At 61.8% G+C, this 14213-nt stretch carries 14 protein-coding genes; 1 reads left to right on the top strand and 13 read right to left on the bottom strand.

Annotated elements, in window-relative coordinates:
- Positions 1–346 precede the first annotated feature (346 nt).
- From BUQ73_RS25430 to BUQ73_RS25455, 6 genes are all read right to left on the bottom strand, one after another.
- Positions 347–1765 (bottom strand): efflux transporter outer membrane subunit, encoded by a 1419-nt coding sequence (locus tag BUQ73_RS25430; RefSeq protein ID WP_079230159.1) that lies wholly within the window; start codon positions 1763–1765, stop codon positions 347–349.
- Positions 1762–2637, bottom strand: a complete 876-nt coding sequence (locus tag BUQ73_RS25435) for an HlyD family secretion protein (RefSeq protein WP_079230160.1) — start codon at positions 2635–2637, stop codon at positions 1762–1764. Before BUQ73_RS25435 ends, BUQ73_RS25430 begins: the two co-directional genes overlap by 4 nt.
- The gene (locus tag BUQ73_RS25440) at positions 2634–2846 is read right to left on the bottom strand and encodes a DUF1656 domain-containing protein (protein WP_016392395.1); all 213 of its coding nucleotides are present in this window, start codon (positions 2844–2846) and stop codon (positions 2634–2636) included. Before BUQ73_RS25440 ends, BUQ73_RS25435 begins: the two co-directional genes overlap by 4 nt.
- A complete protein-coding gene (locus BUQ73_RS25445) occupies positions 2843–4930 on the bottom strand; it encodes an FUSC family protein (RefSeq protein ID WP_079230161.1) in 2088 nt (695 codons plus the stop codon). Before BUQ73_RS25445 ends, BUQ73_RS25440 begins: the two co-directional genes overlap by 4 nt.
- Positions 4927–5379, bottom strand: coding sequence for a MarR family winged helix-turn-helix transcriptional regulator (locus BUQ73_RS25450; RefSeq protein WP_060486199.1), 453 nt, complete (start codon positions 5377–5379; stop codon positions 4927–4929). Before BUQ73_RS25450 ends, BUQ73_RS25445 begins: the two co-directional genes overlap by 4 nt.
- A 218-nt stretch (positions 5380–5597) precedes the next feature.
- Positions 5598–6392 (bottom strand): tetratricopeptide repeat protein, encoded by a 795-nt coding sequence (locus tag BUQ73_RS25455; RefSeq protein WP_079230162.1) that lies wholly within the window; start codon positions 6390–6392, stop codon positions 5598–5600.
- A gap of 206 nt (positions 6393–6598) precedes the next feature.
- Between BUQ73_RS25455 and BUQ73_RS25460 the strand changes: the two genes are divergently transcribed.
- Entirely contained in the window at positions 6599–7156 is a 558-nt protein-coding gene (locus BUQ73_RS25460) for a WYL domain-containing protein (protein WP_079230163.1), read from the top strand.
- A 1001-nt stretch (positions 7157–8157) separates the two neighbouring features.
- Here the strand turns inward: BUQ73_RS25460 and BUQ73_RS25475 are convergent.
- The 7 genes from BUQ73_RS25475 to BUQ73_RS25505 form a co-directional block, all read right to left on the bottom strand.
- Entirely contained in the window at positions 8158–9135 is a 978-nt protein-coding gene (locus BUQ73_RS25475; protein ID WP_079230165.1) for a hypothetical protein, read from the bottom strand.
- A gap of 9 nt (positions 9136–9144) precedes the next feature.
- Entirely contained in the window at positions 9145–9633 is a 489-nt protein-coding gene (locus BUQ73_RS25480) for an Hcp family type VI secretion system effector (RefSeq protein ID WP_079230166.1), read from the bottom strand.
- A 298-nt stretch (positions 9634–9931) separates the two neighbouring features.
- Positions 9932–10795, bottom strand: a complete 864-nt coding sequence (locus tag BUQ73_RS25485; RefSeq protein WP_079230167.1) for an ABC transporter permease — start codon at positions 10793–10795, stop codon at positions 9932–9934.
- A gap of 14 nt (positions 10796–10809) precedes the next feature.
- Entirely contained in the window at positions 10810–11673 is an 864-nt protein-coding gene (locus tag BUQ73_RS25490) for an ABC transporter ATP-binding protein (RefSeq protein WP_079230168.1), read from the bottom strand.
- A gap of 6 nt (positions 11674–11679) precedes the next feature.
- Positions 11680–12699, bottom strand: a complete 1020-nt coding sequence (locus BUQ73_RS25495) for an ABC transporter substrate-binding protein (protein ID WP_079230169.1) — start codon at positions 12697–12699, stop codon at positions 11680–11682.
- Between the two features lie 17 nt (positions 12700–12716).
- Entirely contained in the window at positions 12717–13616 is a 900-nt protein-coding gene (locus BUQ73_RS25500) for a TauD/TfdA dioxygenase family protein (RefSeq protein ID WP_079230170.1), read from the bottom strand.
- A gap of 187 nt (positions 13617–13803) precedes the next feature.
- Positions 13804–14145 carry a tryptophan synthase subunit beta gene (locus BUQ73_RS25505; RefSeq protein WP_079230622.1) on the bottom strand — a complete coding sequence of 114 codons (342 nt, stop codon included), beginning with the start codon at positions 14143–14145 and terminating at the stop codon, positions 13804–13806.
- Between the last annotated feature and the right edge of the window lie 68 nt (positions 14146–14213).

A 14213-nucleotide genomic window follows, 5' to 3' on the forward strand; every position in this document is an offset into this window, starting at 1 on the left:
CAGCGGGGGGTTGCCGCGAGATGGGGTGACGGCTGACAGGCGCCTGCCAACAGATTTGCAGCGCCTGTGAGATCGAGCGCCGCCCGCGCGGCGCATCGCGGATAAATCCGCTCCTACATCTGTTTCGGGCCAGTTAATCCTGCGCCGTTGGCGCATGGCAGGAGATAAGCGAAGCGGCAGCAGCGACACCAATCGATTCGAATGGAACAAACAAGGCGGACAGCGGTGACCCCACAGGAGGGACTGGCCCGAAACAGATGTAGGAGCGGATTTATCCGCGATGCGCCGCGCGGGCGGCGCTCGATCTCACAGGCGCTGAAGATATCGCGTCCTACACCCCGCAACCTCAGTGCTTCCCAACCTCCTTCCATCCCCCACCCAACGCGAGGAACACACCAATCTGCCCCAACGTCACCTGGCTGTTAGCTGCCGCCAGCTGCGAACGCATGTCGGTATAAGTCCGCGTCGCCTGCAAATCCGCCAGGAACGACTCACGCCCCGCCTGGTAATACTGGTGTGTCTGATCCGCCGCTTCCTTCGCCGATTTCTCCGCCTCAGCCAGCGCATCTCGCCGGTCGAGCAAGGCGCTGTATTGGGCCAGACGGGTCTGGGTCTCGCGAATGGCGTTCAGCACCACCCCGTCAAAATGCGCCAAGGCCGCTTGGGTCGAGGCTTCGGCCATGCGAATGCGTGCACGGGTACCGTTGGTCGGGATGCTCCAGCTGATCTGCGGGCCAAAGCCCCAGCGGTTGGTCGACGGGTCACCGAGGTCTTTGAGGATACCGATGGTACCGACCTGGGCACCGATGCTGATGTCCGGATAAAGCGCACCGGTAGCCACACCGATCTCGGCGGTGGCTGCTGCCAGCTGGCGTTCGGCCTGGCGCACGTCGGGGCGGCGCTTGAGCAGGGCCGCGCCGTCACCTACCGGGACCAGCTGGTTCAGCTGGGGCAACTCGGCACAGTCAGCGGTGCCGGCGGGCAACTTATCCACAGGCTTGGCCAGCAGTGCCGCCAAGGTGTACATGCCCGTTTCGCGTTCAGCCTTGAAACGCGGCAGTTCGGCGCGCAACGACTTGAACTGGGTCTGCGAGCGGGTGACCTGGGTTTCGTCGCCGCGGCCCGCATCGCGCAGGCGCTGGTTGAGCTTCACGCTCTGCTCCTGCAGGTCAAGCGACTCGCGGGCGATGTGGTATTCCTCGTTGGCCGAGCACACCTGGGTGTAGGCCTTGACCACGTCGGCCACCAAGGTGATGCGCGCGGTGTCGGCTGCGGCCTGCACCGCGTCGGCGTTGGCCTTGGCGGCCTCGGTGCCACGCTTGAAGGTGCCCCACAGGTCGAACTGGTACGAGGCGCTGATGATCGCCTCGCCGATGTTGGCCACCGGCACCTTCTCGGGCAGCAGGAAGGCTTGGCCGGACTCCTGCAGGCGCTGGGCGCCGGCCTTGATGCCGCCGTTGAAGCCGCCCTGGGACTCGGCCACTTCGACCTGGGCACGGGCCTTGGCGATATTGGCCGCAGCCACGCGTAACTCGGTGTTGGCACTCAACGCCTGGCGCACCAGTTCGTTGAGGCGTTGATCCTGATACAGCTGCCACCAGTCATCTGGCACCGGTGCCGACACCACACTGTCGGCATCCTGGCGCAACGGGCCGCTGAGGTCGCTGCGCTGTACCGCCGCGTCCTTCGGCACTTCATAGTCGGGGCCGACCATCATGCAGGCCCCCAGGGACAGGCAGAACCCCGCCAGGATCAGCTGTTTCATGGGCGCTGGCCCTCAAGGATCGACACGGTGGCGGTACGCCCGGCGATCATGCGGAAGTCTTCCGGCACTTCGTCGAAGGCGATGCGCACCGGAATGCGCTGGGCCAGGCGCACCCAGCTGAACGCCGGGTTGACGTTGGGCAGCAGGTTGGCACCGCTGACGCGGTCACGGTCTTCGATGCCGGCGGCAAAGCTCTGCACATGGCCGCGCAGGCGGGTGTTATCGCCCATCACGCGGATGTCCACGGCGTCGCCGATGTGGATGCCGCCGAGCTTGGTCTCTTCGAAATAGCCATCGACGTGGTACGAGGCACTGTCGACCACCGACAGCACCGGGCGGCCGGCGCTGACGAATTCATGGTCGCGCGGCGCGCGGTCGTTGAGGTAGCCATCTACCGGGCTGCGCACCACCGAGCGATCGAGGTTGAGCTGGGCGGCGTCGACCGCCACCTGGGCCTCGATGACCGCCGAACGGGCGCGGGCTTCGCGGGACTGGCTCTCTTCCAGCTGCTCGGCCGCCACCAGGTTGCCCAGCTTGCGGTTACGCTGCGCTTCGCGGGACGCCTGGGCCAGGGTTTCCTGGCGCTCGCCAAGGGTCGCCTTGGCCTGGCGCAAGGCCAGGGTGAAGCGGTCCTGGTCGATGGTGAACAACACGTCGCCGCGCTTGACGGTCTGGTTGTCGCGCACTTCGACCTTCTGGATCAGGCCGGACACGTCCGGGGCGATCTGGATCACGTCGGCGCGGATATGGCCGTCGCGGGTCCAGGGGGCGAACATGTAGTACACCACCATCTGCCACACGAGCACGGCGGCGAAGGTCACTACCAGCAAGGTCAGGACCACACGGCCCAAGGTCAGCAAAGGTTTTTTCATGGCAGCATCAGGCTTCGGCAAAAATGGTCGACCGCGCCCAGCAGCACGGCATACAGGGCAACATTGAACAGCGCCCGGTGCCAGACCAGGCGGTAGAAATGCAGGCGCACCAGCACCGCGTGCACCCCAAGGAACAGCAGGTAGGTGCCAAACATCATCACCAGCAGCGTGGGCAGGAACACCCCGCTGATATCCAGTTCACCGATCACAGGGGCGCTCCGTCGAGGCCGGGGGGCATTTGCGGTTGTTCGGCAGGCTCGAGCATCACTTCGACACCCGGCAGCAGTGCCAGGCGCAGGCCGCTCAGGGCATGCAGCAGGTGGGTGCGAGCATCGCCGCGTTCGTACAGTTCATCCAGGTTCAGCGCCAGGCGCGCACGCTCCATGTTGCGCAGCAGCGCAGCCGGCGCGTGCAGGCGCTCACCGGCGCGCAGGCAGGCGGCGTAGTGCGCGCCAACTTCCTCGATCACCGTACCCAGGCGTTCGCGGGCCTGCTGACCGGCACGTGGCAGGTAGGCCAGCAGGTCGAGCAGGTTCAGCCCCACACGCAGGTCGCGCAGCGCCACGCCGCTGTCCTGCCCGGTTTGCGACAGACGCGGCAGGTGCTGCATCAGGCGGTCGAGCATCTGCACACCGACCTGGCGGTGCTCGGCCAGGGTTGCCGGCTCGGTCATTTCGACGATGTCGCGCCAGGCGAAGCGGGTCATGCGCTTGGCCGCAAGCTCGACGCCGAACGGGCGCATCACCAAGGTCCAGACGAAGGCGAACAGCAGGCCCACAGGGCCGGCCAGGTTGGAGTTGAGGAAGGTGAAGAAGTCGGCGTCGTAGGCACCCTGGATGCTGATGAAGGTCGAGGTGTTGACGATGGTCAGCAAAGTGCCGAGGTAGAAGCGCGGCTGTACGGTCAGGGTGCCGACACAGATGAACGGGATGGCGAAGGCCAGCACCAGCATCGGGAAGTCGTGCAGGTTGGGCAGCACCAGGAACAGGTACAGGCTGGAGAAGATCACCGACATCAAGGTCCAGAAGAAGAACCGGTAGATCTGCGGTGCAGGGTCATCCATGGCGGCGAAGAAACTGCACGACACGGCGGCAAGAATCACCGCACTGGCGCCGTCGTTCCAGCCCAGGCCGATCCACAGGCCGCAGGCGACGACGATCGCCAACACTGTGGAGACCACCGAGTAAAGCATCAGCCCGCGGTCGAAGAACGCGGTCAGGCGGCCCAGGCGCCAGTGCCGGTAGACCGCGCGCCAAGGCTTGGGGTCGTCGGTGCGCAAGGCGTGCTGCAGCGAGCAGCAGTCTTGCCACAGGTCGGCCCATTCGGTCAGCCGGTAGAGGGCGTTGGACAGCAGCAGCTCGGCGCGCTGGTCGAGGGCGGCGGCGCCAGGCTGCAGGCGGTCGATCTGCTCGTGCAGGGCGGTCCAGCGCGCGACGGAGGCGCTGTCGGCGGTGCCTTTGAGCCAGTCGCGCGCGGCCTCCAGCACTGGCTGAAGCTGGGCGAAATGGGCCGGGGCGCGGCCTTCGAGGGCGATCAGGGCGTCATCGAGGGCATCGATCACCGGCAACAGGTGGATCATCCGCCCGCGCAGCTCGCGGGCGTTCTTAAGCGTGTGCGGGCCGGCGCCCTCATGGCCGAGCTGGCCGATCATCAGCTCCAGCGAGTTGAACGTGGCGACCATCGCCCCGCGCATGCCGCCGACCTTGTCGGCGCTGGCATCGCGGGCCAGGTAGGTATCGCTGTAACGGATCGCTTCGGTGAACCAGCTACCGGTGGCACCCACCACCACCGGCGCCAGCCGCCGTGGCCAGAAGATCGCGCCCACCACCGCCGCGCAGACGATACCGAGGCAGATTTCCTGGGCCCGGGACGACGCCACGTCGAAAACCGCCAGCGGGTTGTCGACCACTGCCAGGGCAATCATCGGCAGGGTGTAGCCGGCCAGCATCAGCACGTAGTTGTTGGCCGTGCGCAGGTTCAGCGAGAGGAACAGCAAGGTGCCGGTCCACAGGGCGATGGCAATGCTCAGCAGCAACGGCGACTGCACCAGCGGTGGCACGAAGAAGATCGCCCCGGCAGCACCGAGCAGCGTACCCACGGCGCGATACAGCGCCTTGGAGCTGGTTGGGCCGACGAACGGGCTGGAGACGATGTACACGGTGGCCATCGCCCAGTACGGTCGCGGCAACTGCAGCAGCAGGGCGATGTACAGGGCAATCATCGACGCGGCGAAGGTGCGCACGCCGTAGAACCAGTCGCGGGCTGGCGGTACCGAGCTGAAAAAGCCGTTCATGCCACCCCGCCTGCAGTGCCCAAACCAGCGGCTTCAAAAGCACGCAATACGCGCAGCGCAGCCTGCAGGTCGGCCTCGTCGATGCCCTGCAGCACGTCATGACGCACACGCACCAGTTCGGCTTCGATGGCTTCGGCCAGGCGCCGGCCTTCAGCGGTCAGGCTCAAGGCTTTGGCGCGGCGATCCAGCGGGTCCTCGCTACGGCAGACCAGGCCAGCCTTGCACAGCTGGTCGAGCAGGCGTACCAGCGACGGGCTTTCCAGGCCGGCAGCCTGGGCCACGGCCACCTGGTGCACGCCATCGCCCAGGCGCACGATCATCAGCAACGGTGCTGCACAGGCCTCGGAGATACCGTAGCCGATCAGGGCGTTGTGGCAGATGCGCCGCCAGTGGCGAGCGGCAACCACCATGCCGCTGCTGACTTGCAGGCGCAGGGAGTCAATGGACATGTGGGGAACCAAGGATATTCATAGTTTGCTAACTATCAATATACGCCTGTGCCTCCCCCTGTCGTCAACCATGGGCGACGGGGGGCCAAGATGAAATTTTTGTTCACCTGCACGGCCTCTTCGCGGGCAGGCCCGCTTCTACAGGGGACCATACAAGTCTTGAATGCCGTGATATTGCTGTGGAAGCGGGCTTGCCCGAGAAGAAAGCAGCACAACACTCAGGGCTGAATCTGGTCTTCCAGCTTCATGGTCAGGGCCAAGGTGCTGCCCATCTGCACAGCCCGGTCACGCCAGCCCTGGTAACGCGCTTCATCCCGGCTGCTGAAATGCACCGCCAACTCCTCGGCCGCCTGCATCACCCCGGTTGCCGCCGCCAGCTCCAACCAATACAGCGCAGCCTTGGTATCAGCATCCACGTACAGGCCATGCAACAAACGGTAGCCCACTTCGAACCGGCAACGCGCCTCACCCCGCTCGGCACCGCGCAAAAACCATTGGTAAGCCAGGCCGGGGTCCACCTGCCACGCCGGCGCGGTATCGCAGACTTCTTCTTCGTACAGGTCACCCAGCGCCGCGGCGGCATGCAGCAGGCCCCGTTCGAAGGCCTGTTGATAACACTCCGCGGCCTGCGCATAGGAGGTTTCGATACCCTTGCCAAAGTAGTGCTGCTGCCCCAGGTTGAACCACGCCGCCGCATTGCCCTGCAGCGCCGCCATGCGCAGCAGGTGCCTGGCCAGCGCGGTGTCGGCCCGCCAGTACTTGCCATTGAGCCAAATCCAGCCCAGGTCGTTGAGTGCTGCCACATTGCCGGCCAGCGCCTGCTGGCGCAGGTCGGCGTACACCGCCTGCAGGTCGTGCGCTTCGTCCAGGCGGTTGACCAGCAGCGCGCGCTGGCTGGGCAGCCCTACCCCGGCGAACAGCCGCTGTCGCCTGCCGGCGTGTGTCGGTGGGCAAGTGACCTGCTCAGGCAGAAGGCGGGCGAGCAGCGAATGGATATTGCTGACAGCAGACATGTTCATCCTCATTGAACGACCCACAGGCCCGACCGCGGCTGTGATGAGGCGTGATTCTGCGCGACGTCACGTCAAAACCTGTCGCGAACGATTCGAGGCAAGGCAACCAATTACGCATTCCTTGATCTGAACGGGTTATGGCTAATTGCCATGACCTGTTCCAGCCGCCATGCTGTTGCGGCAAGCCTAGACAAGGACGTTACCTTTTGCCGTTCGCTACCACCCGCGCCACCCTCAGCCGTCAATGGGCGCTGTTGCGCCAGTTACCCAGCCGTTCCCCAGGCATTACCAGCGCCGAATTGGTATGGCGCCTGCGCGATGTAGGCTTCAATGTCAGCAAACGCACGGTGGAGCGGGACCTCAACGAGCTGTCGCTGATCTTTCCGCTGGATCGCAATGACAAGAGCATTCCGTTTGGTTGGCACTGGTCGGCGAACATTGCAGGCGAGTTGCGAGGGAATTTCGATCTGCAGGGATATTTGCGCGGTGATTCGCTTCAGCCGGCGCAGGGTGAAGGCTTCGAGATACAGGCCTGGGTCAGCGACCCATTGGCCAAGCAGTTGCGTGAAGCGCCGTTGAGCGTGGACATGCAATTGACGGCACTGGACCAGGGGCATCGATTGCGGGCCACCGTGGAAGATGGCGGGCCGTTGCGCTGGTGGGTGCTGAGCCAAGGGGAAGGCCTGGTGGTCGAAGAACCGCAGGCACTGCGCGAAGAGATCGCCAGGACCTTGAGTAATGCGGCAGCGCAGTACATGAATTAGTCGCCAGCACCGGCCTCTTCGCGGGTAAACCCGCTTGAGTCTTGGAGAGGGAATAGAATCTGAAGTGAGAGCGGGCTTGCCCGCGAAGTGGCCGGTTCAGGAAAAATACCGCTCCATTCAACTGGAAAAATTTAAAAGTCTCAGAATATTGTGAGAAACAAAAAATAAGATCGTAGAAGTCATTAGCCCTCCCCAAGAGATTAGTATCTTAATTCTAAAACCCCTTGGAAATCGCGATATTTCGGAAGCATCCGCAATTCCTCTGCGAACAAAGACCCCAGGCATCAAAAGCATGTTTGCGGCCAGACTGATACGCATCACTCTCCCTAGCAATCCCGCAGACGAGAAATTCAGCCGATTATCTCGCACATAACTGCACCCCGACAACTTCGATTCAACCACTTCAAGATACCGGCACGCCAGAAAAATCATAAAGCTCATACTGACCATCATCCAGAACAACAACATGGACATTCCTATTACTACGGCTGTCGACTTCATTCACCCCTCTTTTCACACACTGTCCTCCCAAGCGGGACAAATCAGCAACTCTGTTGCTCTCATCCTCCCGGCAAAGCTTCCTAGGACAGGGCACAATTGAACATCGCGCATAGTAATGCAGTCTACGCGCCCCTAAATGCATTCTTAAAAAGACCCGAGCGCGAGGAAAGCGGCTGAAGAAATACACATTGTGCACCAGAGTACTACCAGCAGCCTTTTCATAGATACCGGAAAGTTTCGCAATTGAGCCTCGTCAACCAACCCCTTTCGAACAAATAAATATGGAGTTGTCAGCAGTGTTGATATGGTGCAGATACGCATAATTTTACCTAAGAGACCTACGTGCAAATAAAGCCTCCTATTTCCCAATACAAAATCGCTCTTCGACAGCAGCCCTTCAATCTCATCAAGATGCCTTATGGCGACATATATTTGCACTAAAAATGCAACTATAGCCAAGAAGAAAAAACAAACCGCAACCACATTCATCTCAAATGTGTTCACGGCTGAATGTTCTCATAGAGAATTTCCCCAAGCCATTGACCACCCTCTTTACCTTTTTCGCCCCCCACCTTTCCACCTACTACTCCACCTGCCACCGCGCACGCTAATGCACCAGGCCCTCCAGTAGGTATTCCGAATGCTACAGCGCATGCAAGGGTGCCTGCGGCACCTCCGACAGCCCCCATTATGGTGCTTCCACTCAAGCCTCCAACTAAACCACTTCCCTCTACATACTTGGCCTTTCTACATTCCTCTTCTCGGCCAATGGTGCATGCCTTATGAATAGACAGCCCTGTCGCTGCCACATCTAATGCGACTCCAATGTAGGCCCCTTTCTTGATCAGACTCGCAGCCCTCGCCACTCCCGTTACCTTCTCGGCATACCCGGTAATTTCCCCGGTACTCAGATAGCGTTTAGTGGAAAGCTGCAGCATCCGCTTGATCGATCCCTGATTTCGTAGACCAGAGCCGTAAGCGGCAGTCTTCCCAATCTGCTCATCCAATACCCTGAACAGCGCCGCCCGCTTGGCATAGAACTCTTCCCTCGCCCTGAACGCACCACCACTCATATGCTCGCGGTGCAATTGCTCAATCTGCTCCAGCGTCTTCTTGATGGAAGCCAAATGCCTGGCCCAGCCATCGCTTGCGGCCCCGGCCCCCGTCGCAGCGTGTGCCAGCAGACTCTGCAGCATCTCAAAGTTATCCAGCATGAACCCATCGACACCCCCGCCGTTGAATACGATATCGCGGTGAATACCTGCCGCCTTGCCCATGAGAAAGGCTTCATGGCTGGTACAGGAGGGCGTGGAGGGATCACCGACGATCACCAGTTCGCCAGCAAAGACGACCGTGTTGACGATATGCGCATTGAGCACATCGAACTTGGCCTGCTGATTGGCGTTCATCGGCGTGCCGTTCTTCAGGGTCGCGTAGTTCTGCGCCTTGGGATTTATAAAGCTGCGTGCCTCGGACATGGTCGTTCCTCACGCAAACTTCTTGTTGGCAATCCGGTCCCAACCACCGGTGACACTGCCGCCAGCACCACCATCAGCGCGCTGCTGCCGGGTGTACGTGGTCTTGATGCGACCGTAGTTGAGCTGGATGATTTCAGTCGGCACGCCGGCATGCACGCTATGTAGATAGTCGGCAATGATCACTTCTTCGAGCACCACTTCGTAGTACTTCAGCTTGTCACCACCGGCGCGGCAAACGACCAGCCTGACTTCTTTCAGGTGCTGCCCGGCGCAACTGGCTTCAAGCAGTTTGCAGCTGGCATTGTCCAGGTATTTGGTGAAGGTCAGGTTGCTCAGGGTGGTGCGCCCGGAGGTGGCGCCCCCTGCGGAACTTGCGGTAGCAGAGGTGCTTTGGCTGGTGCCGAACGTGTAGCCGAGGATCTCGATCCAGTGCTTGTATTGCTCGTCTTGCGATTCGCCAGCGATTTCCGCGATTTGTATGAAAGCGTCGAAAGCCATGATTACTGTTCCTTGTAAACGAATGAGTGGAACAGGCTAGGTGCGAGGAAAGATAACCGCAACGGTTCTCTGGAGATCGATACTTAATTCAGAATTTTCCTACAACTTTTACGACAAGTTAGCTTGCGGATGTATGAGAGTTTTTCAAAGCAAGGGCCATGGCCCACAGCATATGTATTGGTCGCCTGTGCCGACCTCTTCGCGGGTAAACCCGCTCCCACAGAGATCGCGCAGGCCCTGAATGCTGCGCAGCACCTGTGGGAGCGGGTTTACCCGCGAAGAGGCCGGCACAGGAAAATCAACGTTGCATGCCCCACCGCCGAACGGTCAACCGCTCCAGGGTATTGAACACCAACCCCTCGACCAGCAGACCAATCAGGATCACCACCGCCAGCCCGGCAAACACCTTGTCGGTGTACAGCTCATTGCGGTTCTGGAAGATGTACCAGCCCAGCCCGCCCTTGCCGCTGCTGGCGCCGAACACCAACTCGGCGGCAATCAGCGTGCGCCAAGCGAACGCCCAGCCGATCTTCAGCCCCGAGAGGATCGACGGCAACGCCGCCGGCACCAGGATGTGCAGGACCAGGCGCAGCCCTTTCAGGCCGTAATTGCGCCCGGCCATGCGCAAGGTCTCCGAAACCCCAAGAAAGCCTGCATAGGTATTCAGCGCCAGCGCCCACAATACCGAATGCACCAGCACGAAGATCAGGCTGTTGTCGCCCAGCCCAAACCACAGCAACGCCAGCGGCAGCAGGGCGATTGCCGGCAGCGGGTTGAACATCGAGGTCAGGGTGCCCAGCAGATCACGACCGAGCTGGGTCGACACCGCCAGGCTGGTAAGGCCAAAGGCCAGAACGATCCCCAGCAGGTAGCCTTTGAGCAGAATAACCAGCGACACGCCGACCTTGGCCGGCAGTTCGCCGCTGAGCAGGCCGTCCCACAGCGCGGCGGCAGTCTGCAGGAAGGTCGGCAGCAGCAGGTCGTTGCCCTGGTAGCGGGCGATCGCTTCCCACAAGGCTGCGATCACCACCAGGATCACGGCCTTGCGCAGCCAGCCGTGCTGCCACAAGCGCTGGGCCAACGGTAAGTTGCGTTCCACGGGCACACTGAGCAAAGGCTGCAGCTGCACCTCGTATTCCTGGCGTACAGGTGTAGGGGTCATGGCTGAAGCTCCTGTCAGTAGGCGATGCGGATGTCGTTGAAGCCCAGGTCATCGGCCTGTGCAGGCACTTCGGCCTCGTCGAACAGCAAGCGATGGATGCGCCGTGCACTAGCCTGAAAGTCTGCAGCGCCGAGGCTACCGAGGTCGTACTGGTGGCTGTGCACCTCTGCGCGCACCCGGCCCGGGTGGGGCGACAGCAGCAGGATGCGGTTGCCGACCACCAGCGCCTCCTCGATGGAGTGGGTGACGAACAGCAAGGTGAAGCGCACTTCTTCCCACAGCAGCAGCAGTTCTTCCTGCATCTTGCGCCGGGTCAGCGCATCGAGTGCGGCGAACGGCTCGTCCATCAGCAGGATCTTCGGCTGGGTCGCCAGCGCCCGGGCAATCGCCACGCGCGCCTTCATCCCGCCCGACAGCATGTGCGGGTAGACATCGGCAAAGACGGCCAGGCCGACCTTGTCCAGATAATGCAGGGCCCGCTCCTCGGCCTCGGCGCGCTTTAGCTGGCCAGACACCAACAGCGGGAACATGACGTTCTCTTTCACCGTTTTCCAGGGCGGCAGCTGGTCGAACTCCTGGAACACTACGATGCGGTCAGGGCCGGGGCCTTTGACCGGCTGGCCCTGCAGCAGAATCTGCCCTTCCCGGGGGTTGATGAAACCGGCCACGGCCTTGAGCAAGGTGGATTTGCCGCAGCCCGATGGGCCAAGCAGGACGAAACGGTCGGCACGGTCGACTTCGAAGCTGACCTGATGGGTGGCCCGCACCACGCGCTGCGCGGTGCGGTATTCGAGGCTCAGGTTGTCCACCTGGAGCAACGGCGGTGTAGCGACACGGCTCAGGTTGCTGGCCGTGCGGCCTGGCAATGGGGCGGTCATGGTCGGTCAGCTCCCTTGCAACGGGCGTTCATCCTGGAAGAAGTAGTCCTTCCACGACTCCGGCTTGTGCTTGATGGCGCCTACCCGATACATGAACTCGGCCAGTTTGTAGGTGTTCTTTGGCGTGACGGTGAACTCGTACTGCGGGTTGTCGATCAGTTTGATCAGCGCTTCGCGGTCGATCTTGGCCTTGGTCACGCGGATGTAGGTATCTGCCGCAGCGGCCTTGTCCTTCTGGGCGAAATCCGCCGCTTCGGCCAGGGCGTCGACGAAGGCCTTGTAGGTCTTGGGGTTGTCCTTGCGGAATTTCTCGGTGGCGAACAGCAGGGTCGGCGAGTTGGGGCCGAGCAGGTCATAGCTGTTGAGCACCACGTGCACGTCCTTGTTGGCCAGTGCCTGGTCCTGGAACGGCGGGTTGGAGAAATGCCCGTTCAGTTCAGTACCGCCGGCCAGCAGCGCGGCAGTGGCATCCGGGTGCGGCACGGCCAAGGTGTACTTGTCGAGGCGGTTGTATTCCTTGTCGCCCCACTGCTGGGCGGCGGCGTACTGCAGGAAGCGCGACTGCACCGAAACACCCACCGCAGGCACGGCAATGCGGTCCTTTTCGGAAATATCGGCGATGGTCTTCACGTTAGGGTTGCTGCTGACCAGGTAGTACGGAAAGTTGCCCAACGAGGCCACGGCCTTGACGTTCTGCCGGTCCTTGGTGCGGTCCCAAACGGTCAGCAGCGGGCCGACACCCGCGCCGGCGATATCCACCGAGCCGGACAGCAGCGCGTCGTTGATCGCCGAGCCGCCGGACAGCTGGGCCCAGTCGACTTCGATGTCGATGCCCTGCTCCTTGCCATGCTTCTCGATCAAGTGCTGGTCACGCACCACGTTGAGCAGCAGGTAGACGATGCCGAACTGTTCGGCGATGCGGATCTTGCCTTCGGCTTGCGCCACGGCAGGGGCCGTCAGGCTTCCGACAACCAGGCTAGCGCCCAGGCCGATACTTGCCGCCAGGCGGCTGATGGATTTACGCATGATGAATTCCTCAGTCGTCAGAACGGGGCATCGCCCTGGATGGTGGTGCGGAACAGCTTGCGCCGCAGGTGCGCGGGGCAACCGGTGGCCAGGTGGATCAGCGAACGGTTGTCCCAGAACACCAGGTCGTGGGGCTGCCACTGATGGCGATAGATGTTTTGCTCAAGCACGCTCAGCGCGTATAGCTGCTGCAGCACGTCGCGGCTTTCATCGTCCGGCAGGCCAACGATGCGGGTGGTGAAGCCTTCACTGACGAACAGTGCCTTACGGCCGTTTTCCGGGTGGGTACGCACTACTGGGTGGATGACTTCCTTGACCTGCGCCAGTTGCTCGGCCGTCAGGGTCGGGCGCCAGTTGCCTTCGAACTTGGTTTCAGCGTAACGGGCGGTGTAGGAGTGAGCGGCACTGCGGCCCTCGACCACCTTGCGCAGGGCTTCGGGCACGGCGTCCCAGGCTTTGTGCATGTCGGCGAACAGGGTGTCGCCCCCTTCGCTTGGCAACTCCTGGGCGTGCAGCATGGAGCCGAGGCTTGGCAGTTCCTTGTACGACAGGTCCGAATGCCAGAACTTGCCGGCATCGCCCAGGCCGATGTTCTGGCCATGTTCGATGATGTTGGAGACGATCAGGATTTCCGGGTGGCCGGCGAGCAGGAACTGCTTGAGCACATGGATCTGCAACTCGCCAAAGCGGCGGCTGAAGGTGATCTGCTGTTCCGGGCTGATGCGCTGGTCACGGAACACCAGCACATGGTGGTCGAGGTGGGCGCGATGAATACGGGTGAAATCCTCGGTGGTGACCGGCTTGGCCAGGTCCAGGCCAATGATCTCGGCGCCGACGGCACCGGAGAACGGGCGGATTTCGAAGGTTTGCGGCTGGGCGCTGTCGATGGACGACAAGGCGTTCGAGGCGGCTGGCATGTTTCACTCCCACGCAGTGCGCGACTTCAATGGCGCGCAACGATCAGAAACGCACGGGGATTACCCGTGTGGGTTCAAGTCGTGCGGCGCATCGATTGATCGACGGGTACGCAGTGGCAGTGACTATAAATGCATAAGAAAAATAATTTAAATATCTTTAACGCATAACCATATGAGCGACAGCCGCTCAGATAAGGCCGTGATCCGTCTCGTCCTGAATAAGGTTGCTCAAGCCCCCCAGCGCCTTGCGCGCGCTCGAGCGATTGAGCAGCTTGGCCTGGGCGCCGGCCGGCAGGTCAGTGATGCTGAGAACGCCCTTGGTGGTAAGCACATCGATCAGGTCTTCCAGCACGCGAATCATGTCCAGGTCGCTCTGCTTGAGCTGGCGCAGGCTGTTTTCCACCACATCGTCAGCGAACCAGTGCTGGACCTCGGCATGGTCGGCGGTGAGGACTTCCGTGTGCCCGGGGAAGGGGCTGGGCTCGACACGCTGCAGGCGGCCTTCGGGGTCACGTTGTACGTAGATCAGGGCGTTGTCCAGCGTCACGAGGGTACCTTCCGGGTGATTGCGCGATGAAATGGCAGGCGAGTATGCGC

The organism is Pseudomonas putida (assembly GCF_002025705.1).
GTDB classification, from domain to species: Bacteria; Pseudomonadota; Gammaproteobacteria; order Pseudomonadales; family Pseudomonadaceae; genus Aquipseudomonas; species Aquipseudomonas putida_J.

Bases quoted from the DNA above. Each gene is read 5' to 3' on its own strand.
- BUQ73_RS25445 (WP_079230161.1), bottom strand. From the start codon at position 4,930: ATGAACGGCTTTTTCAGCTCGGTACCGCCAGCCCGCGACTGGTTCTAC.
- BUQ73_RS25455 (WP_079230162.1), bottom strand. From the start codon at position 6,392: ATGTCTGCTGTCAGCAATATCCATTCGCTGCTCGCCCGCCTTCTGCCT.
- BUQ73_RS25450 (WP_060486199.1), bottom strand. From the start codon at position 5,379: ATGTCCATTGACTCCCTGCGCCTGCAAGTCAGCAGCGGCATGGTGGTT.
- BUQ73_RS25475 (WP_079230165.1), bottom strand. From the start codon at position 9,135: ATGTCCGAGGCACGCAGCTTTATAAATCCCAAGGCGCAGAACTACGCG.
- BUQ73_RS25490 (WP_079230168.1), bottom strand. From the start codon at position 11,673: ATGACCGCCCCATTGCCAGGCCGCACGGCCAGCAACCTGAGCCGTGTC.
- BUQ73_RS25485 (WP_079230167.1), bottom strand. From the start codon at position 10,795: ATGACCCCTACACCTGTACGCCAGGAATACGAGGTGCAGCTGCAGCCT.
- BUQ73_RS25435 (WP_079230160.1), bottom strand. From the start codon at position 2,637: ATGAAAAAACCTTTGCTGACCTTGGGCCGTGTGGTCCTGACCTTGCTG.
- BUQ73_RS25500 (WP_079230170.1), bottom strand. From the start codon at position 13,616: ATGCCAGCCGCCTCGAACGCCTTGTCGTCCATCGACAGCGCCCAGCCG.
- BUQ73_RS25480 (WP_079230166.1), bottom strand. From the start codon at position 9,633: ATGGCTTTCGACGCTTTCATACAAATCGCGGAAATCGCTGGCGAATCG.
- BUQ73_RS25430 (WP_079230159.1), bottom strand. From the start codon at position 1,765: ATGAAACAGCTGATCCTGGCGGGGTTCTGCCTGTCCCTGGGGGCCTGC.
- BUQ73_RS25495 (WP_079230169.1), bottom strand. From the start codon at position 12,699: ATGCGTAAATCCATCAGCCGCCTGGCGGCAAGTATCGGCCTGGGCGCT.